Source organism: Sporosarcina koreensis (genome assembly GCF_042655825.1).
GTDB lineage: Bacteria > Bacillota > Bacilli > Bacillales_A > Planococcaceae > Sporosarcina > Sporosarcina koreensis.
In genome coordinates this window covers 61,416-87,720 of the sequence record NZ_JBHSNP010000002.1, presented here as the reverse complement: position 1 = coordinate 87,720, position 26,305 = coordinate 61,416, and the positions used below count along the sequence as shown (strand labels likewise).

Genomic DNA, 26,305 nt, shown 5'->3' with positions numbered 1-26,305 from the left:
ACTTCGACACCTTCTTAACCATACATACTAATTAGGGATCTTTAATTTCTTTTTGTATATTTGCGAATTCTGCCGTTTCCTTTTCGTTATATAGGGTGTAGAAGCTTTTACAAAGAAAAAGAGGCGAAGCTGATGAAATCTAACGAAGCAAATTTTATTAAACGTCTCCAAGCCGGAAAGGAAGATGCCTTGGACTTTATTGTTGATTGTTATTTGCCGTTGCTGAAAAGTATTGTCCGGCAAGTTCTAGGGCCGATCCAACAGGAAGAACTGATTGGCGAATGCGTAAATGATGTCTTTCTTTCGGTTTGGCAGAACGCAAAGAAGTTCCGCGGGAGTGAGCCGAATGAATTTAAGAACTGGATTTGCGCTGTTGCCAAATACAAAGCGATCGATTATTACAGGAAAGAGGCTAAGAACCTCGAAATCACTTCGGAGTTATTGAAGATTCCCATCCAGGCAGCCAATGAAACAGACGCAGAAGATAAGGTCAATGAATTGCTTCATCAACTAGAACCGATTGACCGGCAAATTTTCATTATGAGATATCTGCTTGGATTTTCAGCAGAAGAAACCGCAGAGCAACTAAATTTGAGCAAGTCCGCCGTCGATAATCGGGTGTACAGAGGTAAAAAGAATCTGCGGGATAATGGGAGGTTATTGTATGAAGAAGGATGTGTATGATCACTTAAATGATATTAAAATGGACGTCAGCCATTTTGAAATAGAGGAAGTAAGCGAAGCGGAAAAAGTGAAAGTGAAGAAAGACTTAAAAAGGAAGATCAGAAAGCCAAAGTCTGTTAGATGGAGGAGAATGACCGCCGCTGCGTCGATTTCAATCGGACTATCTTCAGCTGCCCTGTTCGGGTTGTCATTCACTTCATTTGCACAGGAAATCCCAATTATCGGGCATGTCTTCAAATGGTTCAACGATGATGGGTTCTTTGAAAACTATAGTGAGCAGGCTAAAAAGCTTGAGATTACGCAAGAGGACAACGGTATTAGCATAACTTTGAATGAGGCGGTGTTTGATGGGAAAACGCTTTACGTCACATATGAGCTGATTTCAGAGATAGATTTAGGAGACAATCCATCACTCAAAGGCATGCCAGCCATTCTCAATCATGTCGGAGGTCATATGGCAACGGGTAGCATAGATATAAAAAAGGTAGATGATTTCCGTTATGTAGGTGTTTCAACAGCCAAAATGTATCCGGAAAATCGAGTGGAGGAAGGTAGTTTTGAGTTCGACATCACTGGGATTATACTCGATTCGTCAAATATCGATATCAATAGGATTATATCTGATCCGACATACAGCAGGAAAGAAATCGCAGGGAATTGGAAGTTCCAATTCGATTTGCTGGCGACTGACAATGTGGAGCAATCTGTTGAATTGACTTCTGCGGGACATGATGTAACTGTATCGATGAATAAAGTCGTCTATACCCCGATGTCGTTCATCCTCTTTTACGAGGAAATCATCACAGAAAAGCTAAATGCAAAATGGGATTTCGTCTCTGTAAGTGTGGACGTTAAGGATGACTTGGGCCATACGTACGCGACTTATGTTAACGGCGGTGAAAGCGACTCAGCCTTACGTCTCTACCATACACATACTCTTGAAGAACTTGATCCCAAAGCAAAAAAGCTAATTGTCACGCCAACCGTAGTGCTTTCACAAAGGGATGGCACTTATGAAAATGGGGCGTATTACCGCAATGAAGGCAGCACTGCACCGATGGAAGAGTTTAAGCTGGCTGAAATAGTGATTGAGATAGAGAAGTAGAGGGATCAGCCCCCTCTACTTCTCTTTTCTTAATTCCTCCAGTATCTTCTGCGCTTGATAGCCAACTTCGAAATCGTAAAGCTCAGCCTCGGCACCGTTCACCGCTTTAACCAGCTCATCAATCAACCTGAGCGGAGTAATTTCATCAAGGGAGATCGGTTCAATATCGGCACCCGTTTTCCCTCCCCGTAACTCGCCCCAGTTTTCTAGCGTCAGGACGCCTTCCGTTCCATATGCGGTAAATCCAATATGCTCTTTCCCTGCTTGTCCGCTTATTCCTTCAATTAACACCGGCGTGCCGTCTGCAAGTTCCGCTGTAGCAATGATGCCTCTCTCGCAGAGCGACGAGTCTTCAGGGTATTCCAAACGTGTTTTAATATTGTGAAGTTCGCCGAACAGCTTCAAAGTTTGCTGAATGAAATGGACGCCGACTTCAAGGACAAAACCACCCTGCTCTCTTCCGCCAACCCAGTCATTTTTCTGCCAAGCACGCGGCCATTCCGGGAAGTGCATGGAAAGTTGAAGGCGGCGCAGCTTGCCAATGTAATTGTCGTCAATCAGTTCAGCAAATTTCGATGCAGCTTGGCCATAATTAAGCGGAAAGTTCATGGCATGCACGATGCCCGCTTCTTTCGCAGCATTCACCATCTCTCTTGCCTCATCTAATGAATTCGCCAAAGGCTTCTCGCATAGAATGTTCTTTTTCGCCCGAATGGCATCCATTACGATGGCGTGGTGGAATTTCGGCGGCACCGCCACGTAAACGAGATTCACCTGTGTGTCAGCAAGTAACTGCTTATAATCTGTGTAGGCTTGCACATTGCCAAGATGACTTGCCGTTTCCTTTGCAAGTGATTCATTCCGATCGCAAACCGCAGTTATTGTGACTTCGTCATGTTCCTTAAATTGTCTGATCAAGCGTTGTCCAATGGCACCTAATCCGATGATACCAATATGTATCATGAAAATTCCCCCTTTTCCCTATCGTACAATAGGTGAGGCGGACTGTCATCGGTTCATTTAGTGAACAGGAATGGACCTTCATAGCGAAAGAATGGACCCTGGCGCGTAAAGAATAGACCTTGAAACGAAAAGAATGGGCCCTTGATAAAATAAACGAGAGGTTCCTCCAGAACGTCATATTGAGAACTCATCACACCTTAATGAGAACTCTCCAAGGGTAAATGAGAACTTTTCAGGAGCAAATGAGAAGTCCAGATGCCTTAACGAGAACTCACCTTAAGTGAACGAGAACCCCTCACCGATCTATCCGGTAAATCCCCTTCCGGTCCCGCAAGCGGCAGCCGTTCTGTTCAAAAATGCGAATCATATGCTGATTTGCTTCATCTGTACTGCCGACGTACGTAGCGGCACCGATTTTCCGCAGCAAATTAAGCGAAATCCGGTGAAATACAGCCCCATACCCTTTCCCTCGATACTCAGGAACGACGCCGAAATAAAACAGACGTCCCTCATCAACCGTTCCTTGTTCGATAATCGGGATGCTCAACCCGACCGGCTCGCCGGATTTCCGGAACATGTAACAAGAAGCCCTCCATTCGGGGCCAAGTTCATTTTCAAGAGATTCCATCACCTGCTCAATCGTGAACAGCTTGTTTTTATTCGCAGATCCGCTACGGCAACGCTCGTACAGCTTCGCAAAATCAGAATCCGCCATTCTGCTATCGACCAGCGCTTCCTTAGTAATTTCAGGCTCTTCCGTTAAATTTCCATCCAATGTGCGGGTATATTCAACGATTGTTGAAACCTTGTAGAAGCCCTGCTCCAACAGCCATTCCTCATGCGTGGCATCCATTAAAAGAGACAAATAGCCAATTTCATTTTCTTGCCAATCGACTAGTAAACTCTTAAAAGCATCTCTATATTCCAGCTCTAATACTCCCTCTACTTTCACTTGATCAACAAGCCAATACTCCCGATCCATCTTTATCGTGTTAAACAAATTCACAGTACCATCCCTTTCATAGTGCCAACGGTCTTGCTGAATAAAAAAATCCACATACTTAATTCAACAATAACAGGGCGATTCCCTTCTTGTAATAAAGGACGACAGCCTGCCAGCTGCCGTCCTTCATTCATTCCAACTTAGTTGCATCTACAACGTACAACGAGTAGAAATCGGCGCCTTCCACGTTGACAACTAATGCCCCTTCAGGCGTAAACCTTGGTTTTACAAGGCGTTCCTGTATGTGATCCAACACCGGCAACGCATATGCTTTATTATTTTCAATCCTATAAAGTTTGACAGTACGGGAATCCTTTACCGGGATATCGAGCGCAAGAATGTCTTCGAATACGGCATACGTAAAAAACTTTGGTGTCTCCACTTTGTAGAACTGTCCGTCTGTTAAGTCTACATAACCCAAGACTGGCCCCGTGTCTCCTTTATTATAAAGTTCGGCAAATACCTTGTTTCCTGAAATGGAGAGGTTAATTGCGTTTTCATATGGAAAAGAGTACTTGCCAATTTGACGATGTGATTTAAGATCATGCACTGTAAATGCAAATTTTGAGTTGCCTGATTCCACTTTATCCGCAATGATAAATTTTCCTGTTCCCCCCTTTACAGGTTCGAAATGAATCTTTGTCAGATCACTTAGTTTCGTCTGTTCAAGTGTCAGTAAATCCAGCTGCGTAAACCAGACTCCTTCTCCGTTGCCAACAGATATAGACGTCAGCTGATCCCCGTCAATCTGCATGCCATGCAATTCATCGGGAATATTTCGAGTTTCCCCGTTTAACCGATTCAAAATGGAATAACCCTCTTCAGCATCCTGCTTCCAAATGATCCATCTCTCATTTGCCGCAACATTGTATCCTGAAGAATTCGCATCCTCTACAAGAATCTCTTTTGTTTTCGATTCAGTATCGAATGCGTAAATACTTTTCCCATCCGCGTATATCATTTCCTTCGTTTCATCCACATAAATCGCAGTAATCAATGTAGCAAGATTCTCGCCAGGTATGGAAACCTTTTGCAGAGCCTCAACAGAAACCAATTGTTCATTAGCTTGTTCGCCCATTTCTTGCTGGATGTATGGAACCGCAAGGAATCCGGCAATTCCGACAACAGCAACCACGGTGATAAGCGGCTTTAAGGTTGGCTTCCTTGAAGGCGATTTACTATCCAGCCGGCGATGTGCTTCCGCTATAATCGCCTGTTTTTGCTCGTCCTTTAGCTTCACCTGTTCAGGAATCGATTGATCCAGGCTTTTCCATAAGCGCTCATGCATAATCATTCCCCTCCTCGAAGGCTATTCGGGTCAGTTTTCTTCCTCTGGCAAGCCGTGTTTTGACTGTGTTTACGGGACAATCAAGCACATTGGAAATTTCTACAATCGACAACTCTGAATAATAATGTAGCCAAATGACTTCCCGATATTTGAGTGGTAGCCTTTCAATCATTTTCATAAGATCAGAATCTGATTCATTTTGTAGTATCTCTTTTTCAGGCGTATCCTTGTTGATTAACAAATGGCCGAATAGATTTGAGATTTCTATTTTCCTGTATGTCCAGCTTTTGAAATAGTTATGGCACTCGTTGACGGCAATCCGGTATAAATATGTTCTAACGGACGAGCGCCCTTCGAATTTCTCAAGGTTTAGATAATAGCGGATGAACACTTCCTGAACGATATCCTCCGCCTTCTTTTCATCTTTGACTATTGCATATGTAAGCCGCATTAAATAATCTCCATAGGAGTCCATAGCGGTTAATAGTAATCGATCCCGTTCCTGCTTCTCCACCCCTCCGCCTCCCTTCCCTACTTGTTAGACAAAGCAAACGATGAAACGGTTTCACTTTCCGGTTGGATAATTTTAACTGTAACACGTTTGTTTGCGCACCATACACCCGGGTATGAATAAAAGGATGATCTTTTCATCATTTAAGGCAGGTGTACTTCATGTTTGGACTTACGGATTTAGTTTCACTGGTCATCTCCGCCTTTATCATTTTGCCTGTCGTTTCATTCCTTAGGGAATCCGGCTATTTGATTGCGAGCGCGATTTTTGGTGTTAAAAACCCAAGATTGACGATCGGATCTGGCCCACGTTTTAAAAAGATAGGCATCGTCGATATCCGGAAATATTATCATTTATATAGTTGGTTTTCTTTTGATTCTGTAAAGAGGGATGGCAAGTTTGTGTATATATGCATTTACGCGGGTCCCATCCTCATTAATCTTGTGTTGGCGCTTGCCATCAATATGTTGCTGGCGAATGGATTCCTGGAAGATTACAGGACCTTTTTTGAGCGCTTTATTTTTTACGTGTTTTACTTTGTATTGTTGGATATTGTGCCGATGTTCACGGTGAACGGCAAACCGAACAACGGCATGGTCTTATACGAGATGCTCCGCTATGGGAAACGTATCGACTATAATGAGGAACCATTCATTCCCGCCACAGCGGATGTAGAGGAAGAAGTACAGGAGCAAATGGAAAGAATCGAAGAAATGATTGAGGAAGAAAAAAAAGAGTGACAGTCCCCCGCGTTCGCAGGCCGACTGTCACTCTTATTAGTCCTCGTCTTTTTCAACGATTTTCCGTTCCTTCGTGAAATCAGGCTCCTCGCCAAATTCGGTATTGAGATTCGGGTTGGAGATGTGACGCCGAGTCGTCACGACTTCCCTGTCTTCATCCGGACTGAATAAAATTGCCAAACAGATTAATCCGCTGATTGCTACAAGTGCATACACTACCCTTGACATAAATGCACCCTGTCCGCCAAATAAAGACGCAACCAAGTCAAATTGGAAAAAAGCAATCAGTCCCCAATTCAATGCTCCTATGATGACCAATGCAAGTGCTATCCGTCGAACCGCTCCCATTTCGTATTCCTCCTCATATTAACAATTACGATTATCTTTTGCTAAAAGAGGATTTTCATACATCCAAAAATCACAAAAAAGTTTTTTTGTCATTTTCGGGGTCCGTGGCGTTCGCCATCATCCGCTCATTAAAATAAATGTTTCGATTCCATAGTTTTTTAGCTAAGGTCATATCGGTTTTCAATTGAAATTTCCGCCTCAACAAAGATTGTCTCCAAGCGTAACGCTTGGTTTTTATGTTACTTTTTGATAAAATGGTGGGGTGAGCATTCTTAAAGAAGTTTGATCAAAAATATGCCTAATGGCTGAAGGAGTGAGCGATTCACAATAAGGAGCTGGAATTTATGACAACAGAACAAACTACTTTGCAACAAGACACAGGTGAAGAGGTCGTCCGGGATTATTCCTTGGACCGTGTACCTCGCGAGGAACGAAAGGCTGGCTGGCTCAGCATTACGAACATTACGTTTGGTATCGCTACAGCAATCTTTTACTTTCAGATGGGAAGTGTGATGGCACTTCAATTCGGGGCTCCCAATGCCCTCATTTCCGCTGGCTACGCAATCATCGTAGCAGGCTTACTCGGTACAGTCATCGTTTATTTATCGGCCAAGTCGGGAATGAACGTGAACTTATTATCCCGGGGCGGCGGCTTCGGCTATATCGGGGCATCATTGACTTCTCTCATTTACGCATCGAATTTTATTATGTATTGTGCTTTTGAAGGACTGATTCTCATATCAGCCGTACATCATTTTCTACCTTCCCTTCCTAAATGGGTTTTAATCCTCGTATTCGGACTCATTGTTATTCCTCTTAATTGGTTTGGAATTCAACAACTGGACAAGCTGCAAAAATGGTCATTACCGATTTTTGTCCTATTCTTGGTTACAGCCATCGTTGTTTCATTCATCAAACCTGCTATTTATACGGGTCCTGTTTTCTCTTATATGCCGGAAGGAGTACAGCTTGGCGGAACTGCCCTGCTCTTCTGTATCGGTATGCATAATGGGATTATGGGCTTAACCGCTCTTCTCGCTTCTGATTATGCCCGTTTTTTACGCCCTAAAGATATTAAAGTCGGATCTTTAGCAATCGGGTTCATTCCTCAAATTTTTTGTTATGGCGTTATGGGAGGATTAGGTATCTGGTTCGGTGTCCGTTATTTGGAGTCGGATCCAGGCGTTTACATTGTGCTGCTGCTTGGAATCGGCGGTGCGTTATTTACGATGCTGACGCAATTGCGTATTAATGTCACAAATATTTATAGTAGTTCACTCTCCTTATCAAACTTCTTTGAAAATATCTTTCGTTTTACCCCCGGCCGACGTTTTTGGGTCGTTGTCTCCGCATTGACGGCAATTGTGTTAATGCTTGGCGGAATTGTAGACCATCTTGCTACGGTCATGACATTCCAGGGCGTTTTCCTATTTGCATGGGCGTCCATCTTGGTGACGGATGCGCTCGTCGTCAAAAAGTGGTTGAAAATCGGGCCGAATTATTATGTCGCGACGCAGGATTACTTGTATAAATGGAATCCTGTCGGCGTTGTTTCCCTCCTCGTTTCAAGCGTGATCGGTACAATCGCTGCGCTTGGCTATATGGGATTATTCCTCCAATCGACTGCTGCATTTTTCGCCGCAGTGCTCGCCGCAATTTTGACGGTCATCATTGCGATAATGACAAAAGGAAAGTATTATTTGCAACAAGAACCAATGAATATTGTTGAAGAAGACAAACTGAAACGATGAACGAATGGAAGCCATGCCCGATTGAGTTGGGCATGGTTTTTTCATGCGGTTTCGATAGCTCTAAAGTCCCTAAATGACGATAAACTCTAGAAACTGACCGATAACTCACCGCAACTGACCGATAACTCACCGCAACTGACCGATAACTATTTGAAATTGACCGATATACATCGGGAAATGATCGATATCTTATCGTCAGTACAGGAAAAGAGCCATTCCAAGTTGTAAATCACTTGGAATGGCTCTTCTCACTTTATTCAAACGCCGGAATTGCGGTTTCGTCATAGTTTTCTTCTAAAAACTTGCGTACGTCCGGGCTTGTCATTGCGTCAGCCAACTTCTGAATTGGCTCCCAGTCTTTATTGTCTTCACGTGCTACCAATGTGATCGCAAAGTCATTTTCAACGCCTTCCGTAAGCAGTGCATCGCTTTTCGGCGTCAAACCGAGTGGCGCGGCATATGCGGGCGTCATGACGACTGCGTCCGCATCATCGTACATGCGCGCAAGCATGAGCAGATCGACTTCTTCGAACTTATATTTTTTCGGGTTATCGGTAATGTCCGCTTGTGTGTAATATGTGTCTTTCTTTTCGCCTAACGTAATGACGTCATGCTGTGCGAGCAACGACAACGAACGATCAATGTTGGAAACGTCGTTCGCCATCGCGATGACGGATCCTTCAGGCAGTTCATCCATTGACGCGAAGTCTTTTGAATAAACTCCGTAGTTCGCAAAATAGATTGGTGTGATTGGAACTAAGTTTGCGTTATTATTCCGGTTGAACTCCTCCATGTACGGCACGTGTTGGAAGAAGTTCGCATCCACTTCCTTCGCTGCTAGCGCACTATTCGGCTGGACATTGTCGCCTAATACGACAACTTCCAGATCGATTCCTTCCTCAGCAAGCTTCGGTTTCACAAGCTCAAGGATTTCCGTCATCGGTGGAATCAATGAAGCGACTTTCAACGTCACTTTTTCATCTTTTTCTTGTACGTCAGCAGGTTTTTCCGCTGCTTTATCCTTGCCGCAGCCTGCTAATAAAACCATCAGCAATGCCGTCAGCACCAATAATTTTCTCATGTTGTTTCCTCCTGTTAGCGTTTATCTATCATTCTTGATACAGTCGTTCCGGTAAATTGGATGAACTGCACGAGTATGACCATAATGATAATCATGTACATCATCAAATCCGTTTTGAATTGTTGGTAGCCGTACCGGATCGCAAAGTCCCCGATGCCGCCGCCACCGACGACGCCCATGATTGTTGAGTATGAAATGAAGCTGATGATTGACGTCGTTAATCCTAAAACGAGTCCGGAGCGGGCTTCGACATAAAGGAATTTGAAGATCACTTGCCTGACCGACGCCCCCATCGCAATCGCGGCTTCCATAACACCTTTCGGCACGTCGACCAACGATTGTTCGACCAAACGCGAATAATGCGCAATGGCGATGATCGATAACGGCACCGTTGCGGCCGTCGTCCCGATGGCGGTCCCGATGATCATCCTTGTAAAAGGGATGAGAAAGACGACCAATAATAGAAATGGGAATGAACGGATAATATTCACCAATAAATTCAATACCGAAAAGACGAGTCGGTTCTCATAGATCTGCCCTTTCCTGCATAGGAAAAGCAATGTCCCTACAGGGAGGCCGACTAAAACAGCCGCGGCAATCGAAACCCCGACCATGATGAACGTCTCCCCGATTGAACGCCAAATCTCAGCTTCGTATTGAAGCAAAATATCAGGCATGGCTCGATTCACCGTCCCCTGTCAGCTGTTCCACGAAGAAACTTGGGCTATTATTCTTCATTCCAATCCCTTTCGGCTCAATGGAAACTGTGTCGTACACTTGTCCCTCATTCAGGACCGTGACACGGTTGCAAATGCTTTTGATCACTTCCATCTCATGGCTGACAATGACGATCGTAACGCCGAAGCTTCGATTGATGTCTTCCAGCACGCTCAATATTTCAGCGGTTGTATTCGGGTCAAGTGATGATGTCGGCTCGTCGCATAATAGCACTTGCGGATTGTTCGCCAATGCCCTTGCAATTGCAACCCGTTGCTTTTGTCCGCCGCTTAATTGGGCAGGGTACTTGCCTATGAAACTTTCCAGCCCGACAAACTGAAGGCATTCCTGAACACGGGCTCGGCGTCCTTTCCTCGGAAACTTGGACAATTCCAACGATGCGGCGACGTTTTCATATACTGTTTTATTCGCCACCAAATGAAAATGCTGAAAGATCATCCCGATGGATTTCCTTGCTTGCCGGAGTTGTTTGCCGTTCAATCTTGTCAGCGTCTGACCGTTAACTGCCACTTCCCCTTCATCCGGAACTTCTAATAAATTCATCAGTCGCAGAAGCGTCGATTTTCCAGCGCCGCTAGCCCCTATAATGCCATGGATCTCACCTTTTCCTATCGACAAGGAGACTGATTGAATAGCCTGAAAATACGAGAAGCTTTTGCTCACATTATGTAATGTAATCATAAAAAAATCCCCTTTCCATGATTTGAAGGGTGATTACGACGTCTAATATTATAGCCTAATCTTCCTAAATTGTCATATTATCAGTTGCATAATATTATTGTTAATTTTACACAGATTTTAAATAATAGTGCTTCCAAGATTGCCAGATCAGCGACTATAATTTAGGAGAAGGGGAGATGATTATGTTGCATTTGGAAACAATCACGAAAGACAATTGGGTGAAGGCCATTTCGCTTCGCGTACGGGAAGATCAAGTGAACTTCGTCGCATCAAACGCGGTGTCACTGGCACAGTTGAATTTCCTTGAAAACTTCCATGCCAAAGGAATCTATCTTGGCGAGGAAATGATCGGTTTTACGCTTTACGGAATTGACGAAGACGATCATGAATATTGGATGTACCGGATGATGATCGATCAAAAGCATCAAGGAAAAGGGTATGGGAAAGAAGCGATCCAACTTGTGATGGATGATATTAAGGCGATTAAAGAAGAGCGCCATCAAACGATCACGCTTTCCTATGAGCCGGAGAACGAACATGCAAAGAACATTTATGAAAAGATGGGGTTCAAAGAAGTCGAGGGGTTCGTCATAAGCGGCGAACAAGTGGCCCGGTATACATTTTGACATGCAAAAAAGCTGACGAGGCAGATTCCGCCAAGTCAGCTTTCTTTTTACTCTTTCTTCTCAGGCTCTTCTTCTACAATTAACGTATCATCCACGTTCGGAACTTCGCGGTCTACTCCTAGAGCAGCATCTTGCTCTGTTTCACCTGTTTCGACTTCAACCGGCTCCTCTTCAATTGCTTCTGTTTCTTCATTCGAGGATTCTGGCACATCTGTGATTAGACCGAGCGCCTGCGCGGTTGTCGCATGGATTTCCTTCAAGAGATCCGGGTTGTTGACGAGCGACACGCCGTAAGATGGAATCATTTCTTTAATTTTTGGTTCCCACTCTTTGATTTTCTCCGGGAAACATCTATTCAGTATCTCAAGCATGACGTGAACCGCAGTCGATGCCCCAGGCGATGCCCCGAGCAATGCGGCGATCGATCCGTTGGCACCACTGACGACTTCCGTACCGAATTGAAGCGTCCCTTTGCCGCCCGTTTCCGTATCTTTGATAACTTGGACACGTTGGCCAGCTACGACAATATCCCAATCCTCGCTTTTAGCGCTTGGAATAAAGCCACGCAGCTCTTCAATCCGCTGTTCCTTCGATAACATCAGTTGCTGGATCAAGTATTTCGTCAATGCCATCTCTTTCGCACCTGCCGCCAGCATCGTAAAGACGTTGCTCGGTTTCACTGAAGTGATCAGGTCCATATTGGAGCCCGTTTTCAGGAACTTCGGTGAGAAGCCGGCGAACGGTCCGAATAGCAATGATTTTTGATTATCAATATATCGTGTATCAAGATGCGGAACCGACATCGGCGGCGCACCTACAGAAGCCTTGCCGTACACTTTCGCGTGATGTTGCTCGACAATCTCCGGATTTTTACATACTAAGAAGAGTCCGCTCACCGGGAAGCCTCCGATATGCTTGCCTTCTGGGATACCGGATTTTTGAAGGAGATGCAAACTTCCTCCTCCAGCACCGATAAATACGAATTTCGCGGTATGTTGTTCAACGGCTCCCGTATTGAGATTCTTAACTTTTAATTCCCATGAGCCGTCAGCCGTTTGTTTCAAGTTGTTCACACTATGGTTATAGTTTATATCGACATTATTATCTTTCAAATGGTCAAAGAGCATGCGTGTTAACGCGCCAAAGTTGACGTCCGTACCGGTATCGATCTTTGTCGCAGCAAGCGGTTCATTCACAGTCCGATTCTTCATCATGAGAGGAAGCCATTCTTTCAGCTGCTCCGGATCGTCCGAGAATTCCATCCCTTCGAATAAAGGATTATTGGAAAGCGCTTCAAAACGTTTTTTCAAGAACTTCACGTTCTCTTCCCCATGCACATAACTCATATGAGGCAATGGCATAATGAAATCTTCCGGATTACTGATCAGTTGATTGTTTACGAGATAAGACCAAAACTGCATGGAAAGCTGGAACTGTTCGTTAACCTTTATTGCTTTGCTAATATCTAAAGTTCCGTCTGGCTTTTCAGTGGTGTAGTTGAGCTCGCACAGTGCAGCATGTCCTGTCCCTGCATTGTTCCATTCGTTGGAGCTTTCTTCTCCTGCGCCCGGGAGCTTTTCAAACACGGTGATTTTCCAGTCCGGTGCCAATTCCTTCAACATTGTACCCAAAGTTGCACTCATGATTCCGGCGCCAATTAAGATGACGTCTGTTTTTGTTTCTCCGTTGCTCATTTTTATCATCCTTATGTCCTAAATTATCAGAAAGGATGTAGACGCTCCCTCTTAGGCGTCACAACAAGACAAGACGCGAGCTAGGAACACACCTTTTCTGTTCAATAATAACCTCATATATTATATCATAATTGTTTCTCCACATGCCTCAAAATGCACAATTGTTTCATTGTTTGAATGAATCATACCGGAATTGTGTGAGAATTGTGTGCGTGCCTGTGAAAGACACATTTATGACTATTTGAAGTAATGAATAAAAATACCACAAAACAAAAACCCGGCTTCGGCGTGAGTGGGTTTTCGTTTTTCTTTATGCAATTGTAGTGCATTGTCTGAATAGTTTGCTGCACAGGCACCAAACTGAGATCCTACCATTGAAACTTTTCCTGGTCGACTTCGTAAAGAGAGTAACAAAGGGGTGTTAAGGAAATGGATAAATACAATTTCAAGAGACCGAAACTGGATATCCCGAAGTCCACCTTTCAAAAAGTGTTCGATGGCTTTACGCTGATTGTCTTTACGGCAGGAATCGTCCATCTGATTGCAGTTTGGGGACAGCTGCCTGATCAGGTTCCGGCACATTATAATGCAGCTGGCGAAGTGAATCGATGGGGATCGAAGTGGGAGCTTATCCTTCTTCCGATCATTGCCGCCATCTTAGCCATTTTTATGACGTTCCTCGAAAAACATCCGGAATGGCATAATTATATGAACCTAAATGAAAACAACATAGAATTCCAATACAAAAATTCGGTTTTATTACTAAATGTAATTAAAAATGAATGTGTCCTGCTGTTTGTCTTCATAGATTATAATATTGTGCAAGTGGCGTTAGGAAAAGCTGAGTCGATCGGTATTCTATTCTTGCCTATTACTCTCACCGTCATGTTCGGTTCAATAATCTTTTTCGTTGTCCGATCAATAAGGCATAAATAATTTATTAGGAGGGATTGAATTGAAAAAAACCACAGGAAACGTAGTCGGATTCGAGTTGAGTAGTCAGGAGCCTGAAAAAGCGGCGGAGTTTTATTCCACCGTTTTCGGTTGGGAGATTGCCGTTCCTAGATGGGATTATTGGGCCGTCTCGACTGGGGATGGAGAAAGCAATGGAATCGGCGGGGGGATTGGAAAAGGACCAAATGATTTTCCCCACGGTACGCGGATTCAGATTGAAGTAGATGAAATTGATGACGCGATTGCTAAGGCAAAAGAAAATGGCGCGATGGTCGTCAGAGAAAAAATGGAGTTCGACGAGTTTTACCTTGCTTATTTAGTGGATCCTACCGGAATTGGCTTTGGACTTATTCAAAAGAAGTAATTGAGGGGGCATGAAAAATAGACGAAGACAGCTGGCTGTTCTTCGTCTATTTTATTCAGCTCACTGGAAGAGCTTTATCTCTGGGGCTTATTCTATCTATAATCAAAGGAATCTCCGCCAAATCGTCGACGATAAAATCGGCATCCACCGTACTCCATTGAACATCCTTTTTCCAAACACCAATCATTCCAGCATTTTTAGCAGCTTCCACATCATTTACAGGATGGTCCCCGACAAATATGCTTTCATTCTCTGAAACATCTAGCTGCTTCAATGCCCTGGTGAATATTTGTGGATCGGGTTTTTTGATGCCTTCCCATTCGGATACTAAAATGGCGTCTAAATAATTTTCAATGCCAAGCGCCTTGATATTATCCATCTGAAACTGCCCTTTGCCATTCGTAATGATCCCTAACTTCAAATTTCTTTTTTTCAAATCCTCCAACATTTCTATGAGATTAGGAAAAGGTACGCAGCTATTCTGGAATTCTTCAATATAGTCTTGAAGCAGCTCCTCCCACGTTATACCGGTAATTTTATATTCATCAACCAGCTGCTGGTACACTTTATCCTTCCATACATATCCGCGGTTATCCAATTCGATAAACCTAGCTGCAAACTGCTCCTTTGTAATATGGCCAATAAACTTCCTCAACCTGTCATATTGATTATTCACGAACATATTGACTGACTCATCCCGGTTCAACAATGTTCCGTCCAAGTCAAAAATCACCGCTTTAATCAATTCCATCTCCCCCTAAGCGAGAAAAACTTCCTAAATATAAATTTAGCATATACTAGAAATTTTAGAATTGTTTTAATAGGGATTTCTACATATAATGAATTGAATTCATTGAGAAAGCAGGGGGAAAGATGTTAATAGGAATCGTCGTATTGGCAGGTTTACTACTAATCGGATTCGTATATGAACAAGCTTCACGTCACAAGGACGCAAGAAGACCTTGTCCTGGTGAAATGGTCGACGTCGGAGGCTATCGTCTCCATGTAACGGATGATGGCCAAGGTGCACCCATAGTCGTTATCATTCATGGTGCGGGAGATTGTTCTTATTCATGGATGCATATTCGTAAAGAATTATCCAAGTTTACGAGAGTCATTACATATGACCGGGCAGGCATGGGCTCAAGTGAACCTGGTCCCGAGCCAACCCCCGAGCATACAGTTAAAGAACTTCACAGCCTGCTTCATACGACTGGAGCTCCTGGACCTTATGTGCTTGTCGGTCATTCCTTAGGGGGGCTGATTGCCAGACTTTATGCTTTGAACTATCCGAATCAAGTAGCCGGTCTCGTGTTTCTGGATTCAACGCATGAGTCACTCAAGGATGATGTAAAGTTCAAACAAGGTTTTGCCGCCATCGGTTTTATGCTTATGATCTTAAGGTTGGTCTCCCCATTTGGGATTCCACGATTCCTCGGTAATGTTCTAGGTGTCATTCCAATGTTTGCAAATGAACTTTCCTATTACAAACAACAGTTGAGTACCGAAGAATATAAGCAATGGAAAGGGAATGTTTACAGTATTTTTGCCGGAAGGACGGCTGGATTGGAGTTTAAAGGTGCATGGCCACACCTGGATGCTGCTGCGGATCAATTACAAAACAGTACGGAAAATCCCCAGTTTGGTGACCTTCCGATCGCTGTCGTCAATAATCCCGGATTTGGTGCCCAATGGACCGAGATGCAAAAGGAACTGGCCTCCCGGTCGACCAACAGCATCCATAAGACGAGTGATCGTAAGGGACATAGCCTCCAAATGCCACGACCCGAGTACGTTATAGAAGCAATCCATCACGTCGTTGCCCAAACCCAGGAACGGAACAGCCGAACCCTTGCTGAATCACGCCAAGAACCCGTACTTGAGTTGAAGTAATCAAAAAGCCTCGTTCAGTTATGATGCTCCTGCATCAGATTGAGCGAGGCTTTTCTATATGATTTCTAGAATTGTGTGGATGCCTGTGCAAGACGCATTTATGACAATTCAACCCAGCGAATAATAATACTCTATGCGGACAATGAAATGCCATGACTACAATATTCACTTATCCTCTCTATACAATTGCAGTGTATAATCTGAATAGTTTGCGGAACAGGCACCGAAAAGATTCTGACAACTCATCAACTATCTCGATTTACGATGTAGTTTAGAAGATGTTTCAGGTAGGTTGTTTTGTGGTGAGTTTCTTGCAGTGTTTCCATTGCGGTGCAGTAGTGGTCCCACATTGCTTTTCGGGCGCCTTCAACACCTAGAACTGATACGAAAGTCGAATTGTTGTTTTCGGCGTCTTTTCCGGTTGGCTTTCCGAGGGATGCCAAATCGCCTTCGACGTCGAGCAAGTCGTCCTTGATCTGAAAAGCGATGCCGGCGTGGTAGGCGAACCTTTTCAAGGCTTCCAGTTCGGATTCGTGTTTGCCTGCTAGGATGGCAGGCATGATAAGGGAAGCCTCGAAGGCGATGCCGGTTTTATAAAAGCACATCGTATTGAGCTGTTCCAATGTCAATTTCTTGCCTTTGGAATTCAAGTCCATTGACTGGCCCCTGCACATGTCTGCTGTCTTTCCGGCTGAATAATGGATCAGGCGAAGCACGGATTCCGGCTCAAACTTGTCGAGCGATGCTTGTTCTTCCACTGCTTTCTGCGTCAAATAAAGGCCGGTTAATTCCGCCGTAGCCGTATTATACATATGATGCAACGTTGGACATCCCCTGCGGATGGTTGAATTATCTTGGGACGGCAGGTCATCGAAAATCAAGGAAGCTGTATGCATATATTCCAACGATTTCAGTAAGGGCATGATTGCAGACTGATCCAGTCCATATTCGTGAACGCCCATAACCCATGTCATGATTGGCCTGAGTCGTTTTCCATCGCCTTGCAGACTGTAATTTGCAGCATCAATGATCGGCTCTTCGACGAAAGAAGCGTCATCGTCTTCGAAGATATGTAAGACGTCGTTTATCTGACCACGTACGGTTTTGACCATGTCTAAAAAGGCTTCCCGCTCTTCCTCTTCATCACTGAAATTGGCAATGATATGATCCCGAAGCAGTTTATCAAAGAAATCAACGTCTACGGCTTTTCGGACCATCGTTTGAATAATTCTATCAAATTGGGGATTTCCAGTTGCAAAAATCTCCATCACTTCGCCGTATTTATCATCTCCCATTCGCTCTTTAAACCGTTTCAGCCCGTTGATTGCACGCGTGAGCATCACTTCAACCGTCTTCGTGTCCGAGTGATAAACATTGTGGACCAAATGGGAAATGACGGTCCAATACAATTCAAAAGGGTTGATCAAGTCAGGACGCGCACTATGATATTTCAAGTAATAGGTGTATGGTGTCACCGCACCGGCCATCAGATCGTCAAACATATCCGCAAAATCATCGGCAAGCTGATTGTAGATGCCGTAGAAGAAAGTCCGGTTGTCAAAACCGTCATCTTCCGAAGCACTTAATACCGATCGGACAATCAGCCTTGAAGAAGCGGATTTTAGAATGACCGGAATATACAGCTCTTCATTCGAATAATACGCATTGGATAGATCCTTTTCGCGGTCCACTTCCTGGGAATGAAAAAATACATACGATTGCTCAAGGAACCCTTCCCTTGCACCATGCTGAAGCCGCTCTTGAATATACGTATACGCTTCCCGAAGTTCCGAATGGATAAATCGGATCAGCTCTTTATTTTTTCCACTCCATCTCCCTAATGCGGGCACAGATCCCGTAACAAGGGTTGTTCGTATCAAAGCGGTATATCGATTTTTCTCTTCATCGGATAAGACACCCGAATCCAAAAGGTCATCAATGAAAGGATATGTCAAACCATAGGAGTAGCCGAGCCTGATCGCTTCGTCCAATTTACCGGCGCGTTCTTCGGCAGGAACGCCCTCCCCCATTTCTTCGATTCGGTGCATGACCACCCCTGCAATGATTTTCATCAATTTCCTCTTCGCTTCCGTAGCATCCATGCCCGCAGGTATCTTGGAGGATACGGCCTTCAGTTTATCCATCAACCAGATCATCGTCGACGCAACGCCTGCCTTCTGAGCCCAACGATATAACCCGGCAATCGTAAACAGCTTATTTCTTCCTTCAGTTGGAGCTGTGCCGGAAAGCGGCAAATGTTCTTTCACATCTTCGACGACATGCCGGATTCTATCCCGTGTTTGAGGTGAATCCAGGGACTTCCCCAAGTCCCTGAGGTAAATATAAGAGATGCTCCGGTCAAGGTAGGCATCCAGTTTTCCGGTGGAATCAAGCCATCGTAGATAAGTTTGATACCCCCGGGAATCTGATTTTCCTTTCCTATGCGAAAAAAAGGATAAGAATGAATTATAGCGGATGTGATTCTGTTTCCAAGTTTGTATATCTTTCGTCAAGGTAGTAGCATAAATCTTGTTGGCGAGCTGTCCGGAAAGTGATGTGAAATAATCGGCAGCCTTCTTCTTCGCAAGCCGATAATAGGCATCAGCGTTGTTTTGTAACTGATCATTCATACTACATTACCTCTACTTCGTATTTTTTGGATGTGAAAACATCACTTCCACTATATGCAATGGAATAAGATTTCTTCCGATGCTTAACAAACAAATACTAACATATTATCTTGAGTACCTATTATCATTGAATGGAATCATAATGTGAGGAGCCGACAGCTATGAGCCAAACACATAAAAGACGTGGTAAAAACCCCCATTTTCATCCAACTACCTTTCTCAATTTCAAAATGAAAATGATTTTATTAGTAGGCACCCTGATCATTGCGATTATTACGGTGATCGGGCTTTACATTGGACATTTCATATCTGTCGCGATGGAGGCACAAGTCGGGGATCGAGCACTTAGTGTGGCGGAAAGTGTGGCCCGCATCCCTGAACTGTCCGAGGCGTTTAGGCATGATGACCCCGCCTCCATCATCAGTCCGCTTGTTGCCCCCATTCAAAAGGCCACAAAGGCTGAATTCATCGTCGTCGGCAATACAGAAGAAATTCGGTATGCACATCCTGACGTGAACAAAATCGGTAAGAAAATGGTCGGTGAAGACAATGAAAGAGCCCTCGTATTTGGTGAATCGTATATCTCCAAAGCAACCGGTTCGTTGGGCAGCTCGGTTCGCGCCAAAGTCCCTGTATATTTGGATGGAAAAATTGTCGGGGTCGTTTCAGTCGGATTTTTAGTGAATGACATTCAATCATTGATCGCGTCTTATAATAACCAGTTATGGCTTGTCTTGGTGAGTATCGCTATTGTAGCTGTAATTGGGGCAATTCTTATTGCATCTTATATTAAAAAAGTATTATTCGGCCTGGAACCGGAAGAAATTGCTCATTTATATGTTCAAAAAGAAGCGATTCTACAATCAACGCATGAAGGCATTATCGCTGTGAATCAAAATGGCATTATTACGATGATCAATTTTGCGGCTCAGCATTTGTTGTTTAATAAAGTGATTTCTCCTAAGCAATATGAAGGCATGTCAATCAATGACCTTGCATCCGCGCAACAACTGCTTCCCTTTCTACAAGATGAACATGAGCGGATTGACCAAGAAATGATGATTGGAAAAACAACCGTTTTTGCAAACAAAGCACCTATCTACTACGATGATTCGTTAGTCGGAACGGTATTTACATTCCGGAATAAAACAGAAATTGATTTATTAACAAAAGAATTGAAGTCGATTAAGCAATATACAAATGCGCTGCGAGCCCAAACTCATGAATTTTCGAATAAGCTCTATACGATTCTTGGCCTTTTGCAACTTAACAAAAAAGAAGAGGCGATTCACTATATACAACGTGAAAGCACGCTTCAAAAAAGCTGGATCCGTTTGCTCATTCAGAAAGTGGCGGACCCACAGGTGAGCGGTCTTTTACTAGGAAAGATCAATCAAGCAAGCGAGTTAGGAATCGAAATTACGATTCAAGAAGATAGCAGACTAGCAACCGAACTAAGTGAAAAGCAAAGGGAAGCGTTATTGACTGCCATCGGAAATTTGATGGATAATGCGATGGACGCAGTGAATAAAAACCCGCGTACTGACCGGAAAATAGCGATTTCTTTCACCGATATCGGCAACGATATCATTTTTGAAATAGACGATGCAGGCGAAGGCGTACCCGATCCGTATGTGAAGTCGATTTTCGAGCAAGGGTTCACATTAAAAGAAGGTGAACACGGCGGTTTTGGGCTGGCGCTTACAAAGCAACTTGTCGAGGGAGTAGACGGGGAACTCTATTTGGAAGAAGGAGATCTTGGCGGAGCAAGCTTCGTGCTATCGATGCCGAAAAAAGGGAGGGAGTCAGATGCTTGAGCCGATTCAAGTATTGATTGTCGAAGATGACTTTCGAATCGCAGACATCAATCGTCAATTTGTTAATCGCATAGACGGATATGAAGTGTCGTACGTTGCGAAAACGGGTGAGGAAGCACTTGCTTATTTACATAACACCCGCACTTTGCCGCAACTTATTTTATTGGACGTCTATATTCCGGATGTCCAAGGCTTGGATTTATTTTGGACATTGAGAAACGAGTTCACGGAAATCGATATCATTATGATGACAGCTGCAAAGGAAGTGGAGACCATTGCAGAAACGCTGCGAGGGGGCATTTTCGATTATATTGTGAAACCGGTTGACTTTGACCGATTTGAACGGACTTTCTTAAACTTTCGAAAGCAAAAGCATCTTTTATTGACAAAAACAGAGCTCCAGCAAGATGAAATCGATCTTCTGACCGGCCAGCAAATCACCTCGTCGCCAATAAAGGACATCGATGAAAGGTTGCCGAAAGGAATCGATCAACTTACATTGGAAAAAATAAAAGTGATCTTGCAGGAAAGCGATGAATCCGGCATCACAGCATTGGACGCGGGCAGCAAAGTGGGCGTAAGTCGATCGACCGCCAGGCGTTATCTGGAATACTTGGTTTCCATTAATGAAGCAGATGCCCAGTTGAAATATGGAGATATCGGACGACCTGAACGAAGATACTCGCCGTGGACAAAATGAACAAAACGAACAAAACATCCATTAGTGTTTTTAATTAAATAATCTTATTTTACTAACATCCCTATGATAAATTTCTAACTATAGAATATTTTGAAATAGGGATGGTTTTTCTTGTACGGCAGTACTTATTTTTTCATCAACATGTATCCGCTTACATGGAATACCATCTCACTTTCATAGGTGCACTCCGGTTCACTGGAAAGGAGACAATATGCTAAGTATTATAGGTTTGATAACAATAGTCATCATTGTAGCGCTACTCATTAGCGGTAAGGTTTCTCCCATTGTCGGACTTGTGTTAGTGCCGGTTGCAGGAGCATTTGCTGCAGGTTTCGGCTTTGACGAGATTGGTGTGTTTTTCACTGAAGGGACAACCAAAGTTGCAAGCGTCGCCATTATGTTCATCTTTGCGATTCTGTTTTTCGGAATCATGCAAGACGTCGGGTTATTCGATCCACTCATCAATAGGATGATTGCCATTTCCCGCGGAAATGTCATTGCTGTTGCTGTTGCAACCGTCATCATTGCCGCGATTGCACATCTGGATGGTTCGGGTGCATCGACTTTCCTGATTACAATCCCGGCATTATTACCATTGTACAAACGGTTGAAAATGAATCCATACTTGCTCCTTATGCTTGTCGGAACAGCTGCTGCCATTATGAATATGGTTCCGTGGGCTGGTCCGCTTGGACGAACGGCTTCTGTGTTGGATGTAGATGTAACGGAGCTTTGGAGGCCGCTCATTCAGATTCAAATAATCGGTCTTGTATTATTAATTATCATTGCCGTTGCTTTAGGCTATCGTGAAAAACGTTTGATAGCGAAAAAGGCTTCGCTAGGCGAAGATACGTTGGAAGAAGGAATTTCCGATGATGCATTTGCTGAAGCGCAATTGGCAGCTACTGTTGCAGAAGAGAACGATTTAAAGCGTCCAAAACTTCTTTGGATCAACGCTATTCTTGCAATTGCCGTCATCGGTGTTCTCGTATGGGGAATTATCCCTGCTGGTTTTGCGTTTATGATCGGTGTCAGTATCGCATTGCCACTCAACTTCCCGAAAGTCAAAGACCAAATGGAGCGCATTAAAGTGCATGCGCCAGGCGGAATTATGATGGCGACGATTATTTTAGCGGCCGGATCTTTCTTGGGAATTTTGAACGGTACAAACATGTTGACGTCGATTGCGACAGATCTTGTAACCGTTTTACCGGCATTCGTCGCTCCTTATTTGCATATCATCATCGGTATGTTCGGCGTACCTTTCGACTTGCTGTTAAGTACGGATGCTTATTATTTTGCCCTGTTGCCAATTATTGACCAAGTTGCCCTTTCATTCGGCATCCCATCACTTTCAACTGCATACGCGATGATTATCGGAAACATTATCGGTACATTCGTCAGCCCATTGTCACCAGCACTTTGGTTGGCACTCGGACTTGCCGGGCTGGAAATGGGTAAACATATCCGCTATTCGTTCATGATGATGTGGGGGCTGAGCATTGTCCTCTTGATCATAGCAGTTTTACTTGGTGTGATTGTTATTTAATATGCAAAAAGGTATCAGCCAGTGTGCTGATACCTTTTTTATTGGGAATCTCGGCGGAGCAAAGGTCACCAAATGACCATATATCTTGGGAAATGAATGATATAAAAACCTTCTTTTGTTTCACGTGAAATATTCTATTTTCGCCTTCGGGAAGAACTCTTCCATATAGCTATATAAACGATCCTTTAGTTCATCCTCTGCGTCTTTTTGATAAATGTACTTGCCGATGCCATACTTCCCCCATTTGTAGCGCCGCTTCTCTTCATCCAACTCGAGTTTTGTCTTCGGGTAGTTCTTCTCGATGACCCTCTTGGCAGGCTTCGTAAATCGGTGCTGGATGAATTCAAAGGTGATGTCGTCCCGAGCATCCTTCGGCAATTCCTCGTCAAGACGCTCAAACAGATGCCGATACCCTTCTTCCCAACCTTCATGGATGTAAATGGGTGCGACAATAAAGCCGAGTGGGTAGCCTGCCCTTGCCACCTTACCCGCTGCCTCGATGCGCTTCGCTAAAGGGGATGTGCCCGGCTCGAAGTTTTTTATGACGTAATCGGCATTCACACTAAAACGGAATCGTGTGTGACCGTTATGCTTGGCGTCAAGCAGATGGTCCACAAAATGGAACTTGGTCACGAACCGTAGCCGGCCCAATTCAGTTTGTCCAAAATGTTCAATAGCCCTCTTTAATGAATGGGTCAAATGATCGATTCCCACAATATCAGATGTACAAGCGGCTTCAAACCTCGTGATTTCAGGGGCACGTTCTTCGATATAGTTGTCAGCGGCTTCGAGGATTTCATCCACGTTCACGTACGTGCGGATATATGGTTTCGCCCCCATTGTCGTCTGCAAGTAACAATAATGGCAATGCCCCATGCAACCCGTCGCCAAGGGAATGGCATACTCAGCGGACGGCTTCGATGTATCAAATTTCAACGTTTTTCGAATCCCGACGACCAACGTCGATTTTGCGATTCGATACTTTTGAGCATCCGTCTCACCTGGCAAATTACGGATTTGATTATGAGAAGTCGTGAAACGGATTTCAATCCCCATTTTTTCGAACTTCTCTTTCAACTGGTTTCCAAGTGGATAATCCAATGCATTTGGTTCAAAATAGACAAGCTGTGGTATGAAGGGTTTATTCATGCTGGGCACGATTTGATCCATGTCTGTTAACCATGTGATCACCTCTCTCTTTTTCCTTAGCTTGTCTTTAAAACGAAAAATTATTAATCCAACAGCTCCTCCGAAAGAAGCGTAAACCCTTCAATGACCGTGTCTTCTTCCACCTCTATCAATAAGCAGGTCTTTCCGTTCACCTCGACTTGTCTCACAAACCGCAAGTCTTGCGGGCTGATAGCGATGTTCGCGACTTTCGTTTGGATTTTGATCGACTTCGACGTATAGCTTGGAACGATATGGCTTGCTTTCATTTCATATGTGTCATCGTCAATCACTTTCCGGAATGCCCTTTCCACCTTTTCGGTATCGACATCCTCTACGCCGCTCGCCTTCAGGACACGGGTTACCTCTTTCGTATCCAAGGTAGGTACACTCTCATCTTCCTCTTCCTCGTCATCCACTTCCATCATGCGTTGGATTTCGTCATACACGCTCGCAATGGTCCGGGTATTCATTTCATCACCGACGACCGATTTTACAATTTCTTCAAAAACGACTTTGTCTTCCTCGGCTGTCATGATCTCCTCACCATCCAACACCTTCTCGATAAAATGGAAATTCGGCTTGTTTGCCTTGCCCGCAGCATATAGGACATGATTGACGTCAGCTGCGTTATCCGTAAAGCACGGGAATAAAAAACCGCCGATCGGTGAAGTTAGGTTGATGACCGGGTCAAGCGTTATACGCGACTTGAATTTCTTCTCATTGAAATCAAATACGAGAGATTGCTTCGGCAGATCAGTCTGGTTCAGGCTGCAAAGGATGAACGGGTTCTTGTACACTTCATCCCGATCCGCTACTTCCGCTTCCTCACTATGCCGTTTCGTCGGCCTGTAATAATTCCCGCGGATGAATGTAATGACGATGTCTTTCTCATATTGCGTATCCTGCACCATTTTATGAGCGACGCGCTGCATTTCCGCCTTCCATTCCTCTACATCACTCGACTGGAGACCATCGTATAATAGCTGCTGTGTATGATCCGATTCCTCCTCCGCTTGTCGTCGGAACTTCACTTCAAACAGCTTCACATCCAGTTTGCCGCCCAACACCTTTTTGAAATTGGCAAGGAATAACTCCTGCTGCTCCCGGTCCAAAAGGGCAAATGGCTGGCTCACCTCATGATAGATTTCATTGTTCTCCTGCCTAATATACACATTGTAAATATCCATTATTTTCAATAAGTCCGTATCCAACTTAAAACGTTTGCGGAAGTCCGCAATGGCTTTCTGGTTCATTTATAGTTCAACCCCCAGTTAATCTTTCTACCCAACACGCAAAAAAGAGCGTCCAAAGCGATTCGTCAGCTTTTGACACTCCTTTATTATAACAATGATTAGGGGGATAGCGGGAACACATTCAATTTCGAATCATACATATGTCTATCAGCCCAATAGTTCCGCGAGTTTCCCATTTAATCAAAGTTGCCCTACAATGAAGGAAAGAGAACGGATAGCTTAAGGGAGGGATTCATATGCTTTGCGGATCAAAATGCTTCCTTGTGAAGATCAATCTTGAAGGAGCAAAGAAAATGATACAAGTCACGGCGAGAAACTCTATCGGTGCTAGGAAAGTGATCCGGGGAGAATACGGAGAAGGTGTGGAGATTTTGTCGGTGAAAGAGGAGAAGAGGCATTCTTAAATGAAAAAGCGCTCCCCCTTTTTATTGCCGGGGTGCCAGCAACATCACCGAAACACCAACTAAGCATATACTCGCACCCAGCCAATCATATAAATCGGGGGTTTTTCTATCAACGCCCCATCCCCATAATACCGAAAGAACGATAAATACCCCGCCATAAGCAGCATAGACTCTACCGAACGACGGGAAAGATTGAAATGTAATAATGACACCATACAATACCAGGACCACTCCGCCAAAGAAACCCCAATAAAGTGGTTTACTTTCCCTTAACCATTGCCATATCAGATAACCTCCGCCAATTTCTGCAAGTCCGGCAACGATAAATAATACAATTGCATAAATCATTTATACTCCA

The 26,305-nt window shown here is 44.1% G+C and carries 25 protein-coding genes; 11 read left to right on the top strand and 14 right to left on the bottom strand.

The annotated features are described in order from the left end of the window. Positions 1-132 precede the first annotated feature (132 nt). Positions 133-684 carry a sigma-70 family RNA polymerase sigma factor gene (locus ACFPTP_RS00445; RefSeq protein ID WP_381441377.1) on the top strand — a complete coding sequence of 184 codons (552 nt, stop codon included), beginning with the start codon at positions 133-135 and terminating at the stop codon, positions 682-684. Then, positions 665-1,789, top strand: coding sequence for a DUF4179 domain-containing protein (locus ACFPTP_RS00440; RefSeq protein WP_381441376.1), 1,125 nt, complete (start codon positions 665-667; stop codon positions 1,787-1,789). The genes ACFPTP_RS00445 and ACFPTP_RS00440 overlap by 20 nt, the downstream gene beginning before the upstream one ends. Positions 1,790-1,804: 15 nt before the next feature. Here ACFPTP_RS00440 and ACFPTP_RS00435 read toward each other — a convergent pair whose 3' ends face one another. From ACFPTP_RS00435 to ACFPTP_RS00420, 4 genes are all read right to left on the bottom strand, one after another. Next, entirely contained in the window at positions 1,805-2,752 is a 948-nt protein-coding gene (locus tag ACFPTP_RS00435; protein ID WP_381441375.1) for a Gfo/Idh/MocA family protein, read from the bottom strand. 295 nt (positions 2,753-3,047) lie between these two features. Further along, positions 3,048-3,758 carry a GNAT family N-acetyltransferase gene (locus ACFPTP_RS00430; RefSeq protein ID WP_381441374.1) on the bottom strand — a complete coding sequence of 237 codons (711 nt, stop codon included), beginning with the start codon at positions 3,756-3,758 and terminating at the stop codon, positions 3,048-3,050. A 127-nt stretch (positions 3,759-3,885) separates the two neighbouring features. After that, a complete protein-coding gene (locus ACFPTP_RS00425; protein WP_381441372.1) occupies positions 3,886-5,043 on the bottom strand; it encodes a hypothetical protein in 1,158 nt (385 codons plus the stop codon). Beyond that, on the bottom strand, positions 5,036-5,557 hold the full coding sequence (locus ACFPTP_RS00420) for a sigma-70 family RNA polymerase sigma factor (protein WP_381441371.1): 522 nt from the start codon (positions 5,555-5,557) through the stop codon (positions 5,036-5,038). The genes ACFPTP_RS00425 and ACFPTP_RS00420 overlap by 8 nt, the downstream gene beginning before the upstream one ends. Before the next feature lie 158 nt (positions 5,558-5,715). Here ACFPTP_RS00420 and ACFPTP_RS00415 point away from each other — a divergent pair, with 158 nt between their 5' ends. Further along, a complete protein-coding gene (locus tag ACFPTP_RS00415) occupies positions 5,716-6,294 on the top strand; it encodes a hypothetical protein (protein WP_381441369.1) in 579 nt (192 codons plus the stop codon). Positions 6,295-6,330: 36 nt separating this feature from the next. On the opposite strand, the gene ACFPTP_RS00410 is transcribed toward ACFPTP_RS00415, so the two are convergent. Next, positions 6,331-6,642, bottom strand: coding sequence for a DUF378 domain-containing protein (locus ACFPTP_RS00410; protein ID WP_381441368.1), 312 nt, complete (start codon positions 6,640-6,642; stop codon positions 6,331-6,333). Positions 6,643-6,986: 344 nt separating this feature from the next. Between ACFPTP_RS00410 and ACFPTP_RS00405 the strand changes: the two genes are divergently transcribed. Continuing rightward, the gene (locus tag ACFPTP_RS00405; protein ID WP_381441367.1) at positions 6,987-8,393 is read left to right on the top strand and encodes a purine-cytosine permease family protein; all 1,407 of its coding nucleotides are present in this window, start codon (positions 6,987-6,989) and stop codon (positions 8,391-8,393) included. 253 nt (positions 8,394-8,646) lie between these two features. Here ACFPTP_RS00405 and ACFPTP_RS00400 read toward each other — a convergent pair whose 3' ends face one another. Genes ACFPTP_RS00400 through ACFPTP_RS00390 form a run of 3 tightly spaced genes read right to left on the bottom strand, consistent with a single transcriptional unit; the run spans position 8,647 to position 10,893 of the window. Beyond that, positions 8,647-9,474 (bottom strand): MetQ/NlpA family ABC transporter substrate-binding protein, encoded by an 828-nt coding sequence (locus ACFPTP_RS00400; RefSeq protein ID WP_381441366.1) that lies wholly within the window; start codon positions 9,472-9,474, stop codon positions 8,647-8,649. A 14-nt stretch (positions 9,475-9,488) separates the two neighbouring features. Next, complete coding sequence (locus ACFPTP_RS00395; protein ID WP_381441364.1) at positions 9,489-10,151, bottom strand: methionine ABC transporter permease; 663 nt, start codon at positions 10,149-10,151, stop codon at positions 9,489-9,491. After that, positions 10,144-10,893, bottom strand: a complete 750-nt coding sequence (locus ACFPTP_RS00390) for a methionine ABC transporter ATP-binding protein (protein WP_381441362.1) — start codon at positions 10,891-10,893, stop codon at positions 10,144-10,146. The genes ACFPTP_RS00395 and ACFPTP_RS00390 overlap by 8 nt, the downstream gene beginning before the upstream one ends. 176 nt (positions 10,894-11,069) lie before the next feature. On the opposite strand from ACFPTP_RS00390, the gene ACFPTP_RS00385 reads away from it, so the two are divergent. After that, complete coding sequence (locus tag ACFPTP_RS00385) at positions 11,070-11,519, top strand: GNAT family N-acetyltransferase (RefSeq protein ID WP_381441361.1); 450 nt, start codon at positions 11,070-11,072, stop codon at positions 11,517-11,519. 47 nt (positions 11,520-11,566) lie between these two features. On the opposite strand, the gene ACFPTP_RS00380 is transcribed toward ACFPTP_RS00385, so the two are convergent. Beyond that, the gene (locus tag ACFPTP_RS00380) at positions 11,567-13,213 is read right to left on the bottom strand and encodes a malate:quinone oxidoreductase (RefSeq protein ID WP_381441360.1); all 1,647 of its coding nucleotides are present in this window, start codon (positions 13,211-13,213) and stop codon (positions 11,567-11,569) included. Positions 13,214-13,642: 429 nt separating this feature from the next. Between ACFPTP_RS00380 and ACFPTP_RS00375 the strand changes: the two genes are divergently transcribed. Both ACFPTP_RS00375 and ACFPTP_RS00370 read left to right on the top strand, forming a co-directional pair. Further along, positions 13,643-14,149: a DUF1648 domain-containing protein gene (locus ACFPTP_RS00375; RefSeq protein WP_381441359.1), complete on the top strand. Its 507-nt coding sequence runs from the start codon at positions 13,643-13,645 to the stop codon at positions 14,147-14,149. A 19-nt stretch (positions 14,150-14,168) separates the two neighbouring features. Continuing rightward, positions 14,169-14,531 (top strand): VOC family protein, encoded by a 363-nt coding sequence (locus ACFPTP_RS00370; RefSeq protein WP_381441358.1) that lies wholly within the window; start codon positions 14,169-14,171, stop codon positions 14,529-14,531. A gap of 55 nt (positions 14,532-14,586) precedes the next feature. On the opposite strand, the gene ACFPTP_RS00365 is transcribed toward ACFPTP_RS00370, so the two are convergent. Next, positions 14,587-15,276, bottom strand: a complete 690-nt coding sequence (locus ACFPTP_RS00365; protein WP_381441357.1) for an HAD family hydrolase — start codon at positions 15,274-15,276, stop codon at positions 14,587-14,589. Positions 15,277-15,404: 128 nt separating this feature from the next. Here ACFPTP_RS00365 and ACFPTP_RS00360 point away from each other — a divergent pair, with 128 nt between their 5' ends. Beyond that, complete coding sequence (locus ACFPTP_RS00360; protein WP_381441355.1) at positions 15,405-16,424, top strand: alpha/beta fold hydrolase; 1,020 nt, start codon at positions 15,405-15,407, stop codon at positions 16,422-16,424. Positions 16,425-16,669: 245 nt separating this feature from the next. Here the strand turns inward: ACFPTP_RS00360 and ACFPTP_RS00355 are convergent, their stop codons facing one another. After that, positions 16,670-19,054: a polyprenyl synthetase family protein gene (locus ACFPTP_RS00355; protein ID WP_381441354.1), complete on the bottom strand. Its 2,385-nt coding sequence runs from the start codon at positions 19,052-19,054 to the stop codon at positions 16,670-16,672. Between the two features lie 161 nt (positions 19,055-19,215). Between ACFPTP_RS00355 and ACFPTP_RS00350 the strand changes: the two genes are divergently transcribed. From ACFPTP_RS00350 to ACFPTP_RS00340, 3 genes are all read left to right on the top strand, one after another. Continuing rightward, complete coding sequence (locus ACFPTP_RS00350; RefSeq protein ID WP_381441353.1) at positions 19,216-20,871, top strand: ATP-binding protein; 1,656 nt, start codon at positions 19,216-19,218, stop codon at positions 20,869-20,871. Then, positions 20,864-21,571: a response regulator gene (locus tag ACFPTP_RS00345; RefSeq protein ID WP_381441351.1), complete on the top strand. Its 708-nt coding sequence runs from the start codon at positions 20,864-20,866 to the stop codon at positions 21,569-21,571. The genes ACFPTP_RS00350 and ACFPTP_RS00345 overlap by 8 nt, the downstream gene beginning before the upstream one ends. A gap of 211 nt (positions 21,572-21,782) precedes the next feature. After that, positions 21,783-23,120, top strand: coding sequence for a CitMHS family transporter (locus tag ACFPTP_RS00340; RefSeq protein WP_381441350.1), 1,338 nt, complete (start codon positions 21,783-21,785; stop codon positions 23,118-23,120). Positions 23,121-23,240: 120 nt separating this feature from the next. Here the strand turns inward: ACFPTP_RS00340 and splB are convergent, their stop codons facing one another. The 3 genes from splB to ACFPTP_RS00325 form a co-directional block, all read right to left on the bottom strand. After that, positions 23,241-24,269, bottom strand: coding sequence for a spore photoproduct lyase (gene splB, locus ACFPTP_RS00335; RefSeq protein ID WP_381441903.1), 1,029 nt, complete (start codon positions 24,267-24,269; stop codon positions 23,241-23,243). Positions 24,270-24,352: 83 nt separating this feature from the next. Continuing rightward, complete coding sequence (locus ACFPTP_RS00330; RefSeq protein WP_381441348.1) at positions 24,353-25,543, bottom strand: DUF4317 domain-containing protein; 1,191 nt, start codon at positions 25,541-25,543, stop codon at positions 24,353-24,355. A 425-nt stretch (positions 25,544-25,968) separates the two neighbouring features. Then, a complete protein-coding gene (locus ACFPTP_RS00325; protein WP_381441347.1) occupies positions 25,969-26,295 on the bottom strand; it encodes a YnfA family protein in 327 nt (108 codons plus the stop codon). Positions 26,296-26,305: the final 10 nt, after the last annotated feature.

Bases quoted from the DNA above. Each gene is read 5' to 3' on its own strand.
- ACFPTP_RS00445 (WP_381441377.1), top strand. From the start codon at position 133: ATGAAATCTAACGAAGCAAATTTTATTAAACGTCTCCAAGCCGGAAAG.
- ACFPTP_RS00440 (WP_381441376.1), top strand. From the start codon at position 665: ATGAAGAAGGATGTGTATGATCACTTAAATGATATTAAAATGGACGTC.
- ACFPTP_RS00435 (WP_381441375.1), bottom strand. From the start codon at position 2,752: ATGATACATATTGGTATCATCGGATTAGGTGCCATTGGACAACGCTTG.
- ACFPTP_RS00425 (WP_381441372.1), bottom strand. From the start codon at position 5,043: ATGCATGAGCGCTTATGGAAAAGCCTGGATCAATCGATTCCTGAACAG.
- ACFPTP_RS00415 (WP_381441369.1), top strand. From the start codon at position 5,716: ATGTTTGGACTTACGGATTTAGTTTCACTGGTCATCTCCGCCTTTATC.
- ACFPTP_RS00410 (WP_381441368.1), bottom strand. From the start codon at position 6,642: ATGGGAGCGGTTCGACGGATAGCACTTGCATTGGTCATCATAGGAGCA.
- ACFPTP_RS00405 (WP_381441367.1), top strand. From the start codon at position 6,987: ATGACAACAGAACAAACTACTTTGCAACAAGACACAGGTGAAGAGGTC.
- ACFPTP_RS00400 (WP_381441366.1), bottom strand. From the start codon at position 9,474: ATGAGAAAATTATTGGTGCTGACGGCATTGCTGATGGTTTTATTAGCA.
- ACFPTP_RS00395 (WP_381441364.1), bottom strand. From the start codon at position 10,151: ATGCCTGATATTTTGCTTCAATACGAAGCTGAGATTTGGCGTTCAATC.
- ACFPTP_RS00390 (WP_381441362.1), bottom strand. From the start codon at position 10,893: ATGATTACATTACATAATGTGAGCAAAAGCTTCTCGTATTTTCAGGCT.
- ACFPTP_RS00385 (WP_381441361.1), top strand. From the start codon at position 11,070: ATGATTATGTTGCATTTGGAAACAATCACGAAAGACAATTGGGTGAAG.
- ACFPTP_RS00380 (WP_381441360.1), bottom strand. From the start codon at position 13,213: ATGAGCAACGGAGAAACAAAAACAGACGTCATCTTAATTGGCGCCGGA.
- ACFPTP_RS00375 (WP_381441359.1), top strand. From the start codon at position 13,643: ATGGATAAATACAATTTCAAGAGACCGAAACTGGATATCCCGAAGTCC.
- ACFPTP_RS00360 (WP_381441355.1), top strand. From the start codon at position 15,405: ATGTTAATAGGAATCGTCGTATTGGCAGGTTTACTACTAATCGGATTC.
- ACFPTP_RS00355 (WP_381441354.1), bottom strand. From the start codon at position 19,054: ATGAATGATCAGTTACAAAACAACGCTGATGCCTATTATCGGCTTGCG.
- ACFPTP_RS00350 (WP_381441353.1), top strand. From the start codon at position 19,216: ATGAGCCAAACACATAAAAGACGTGGTAAAAACCCCCATTTTCATCCA.
- ACFPTP_RS00345 (WP_381441351.1), top strand. From the start codon at position 20,864: ATGCTTGAGCCGATTCAAGTATTGATTGTCGAAGATGACTTTCGAATC.
- ACFPTP_RS00340 (WP_381441350.1), top strand. From the start codon at position 21,783: ATGCTAAGTATTATAGGTTTGATAACAATAGTCATCATTGTAGCGCTA.
- splB (WP_381441903.1), bottom strand. From the start codon at position 24,269: ATGAATAAACCCTTCATACCACAGCTTGTCTATTTTGAACCAAATGCA.
- ACFPTP_RS00330 (WP_381441348.1), bottom strand. From the start codon at position 25,543: ATGAACCAGAAAGCCATTGCGGACTTCCGCAAACGTTTTAAGTTGGAT.
- ACFPTP_RS00325 (WP_381441347.1), bottom strand. From the start codon at position 26,295: ATGATTTATGCAATTGTATTATTTATCGTTGCCGGACTTGCAGAAATT.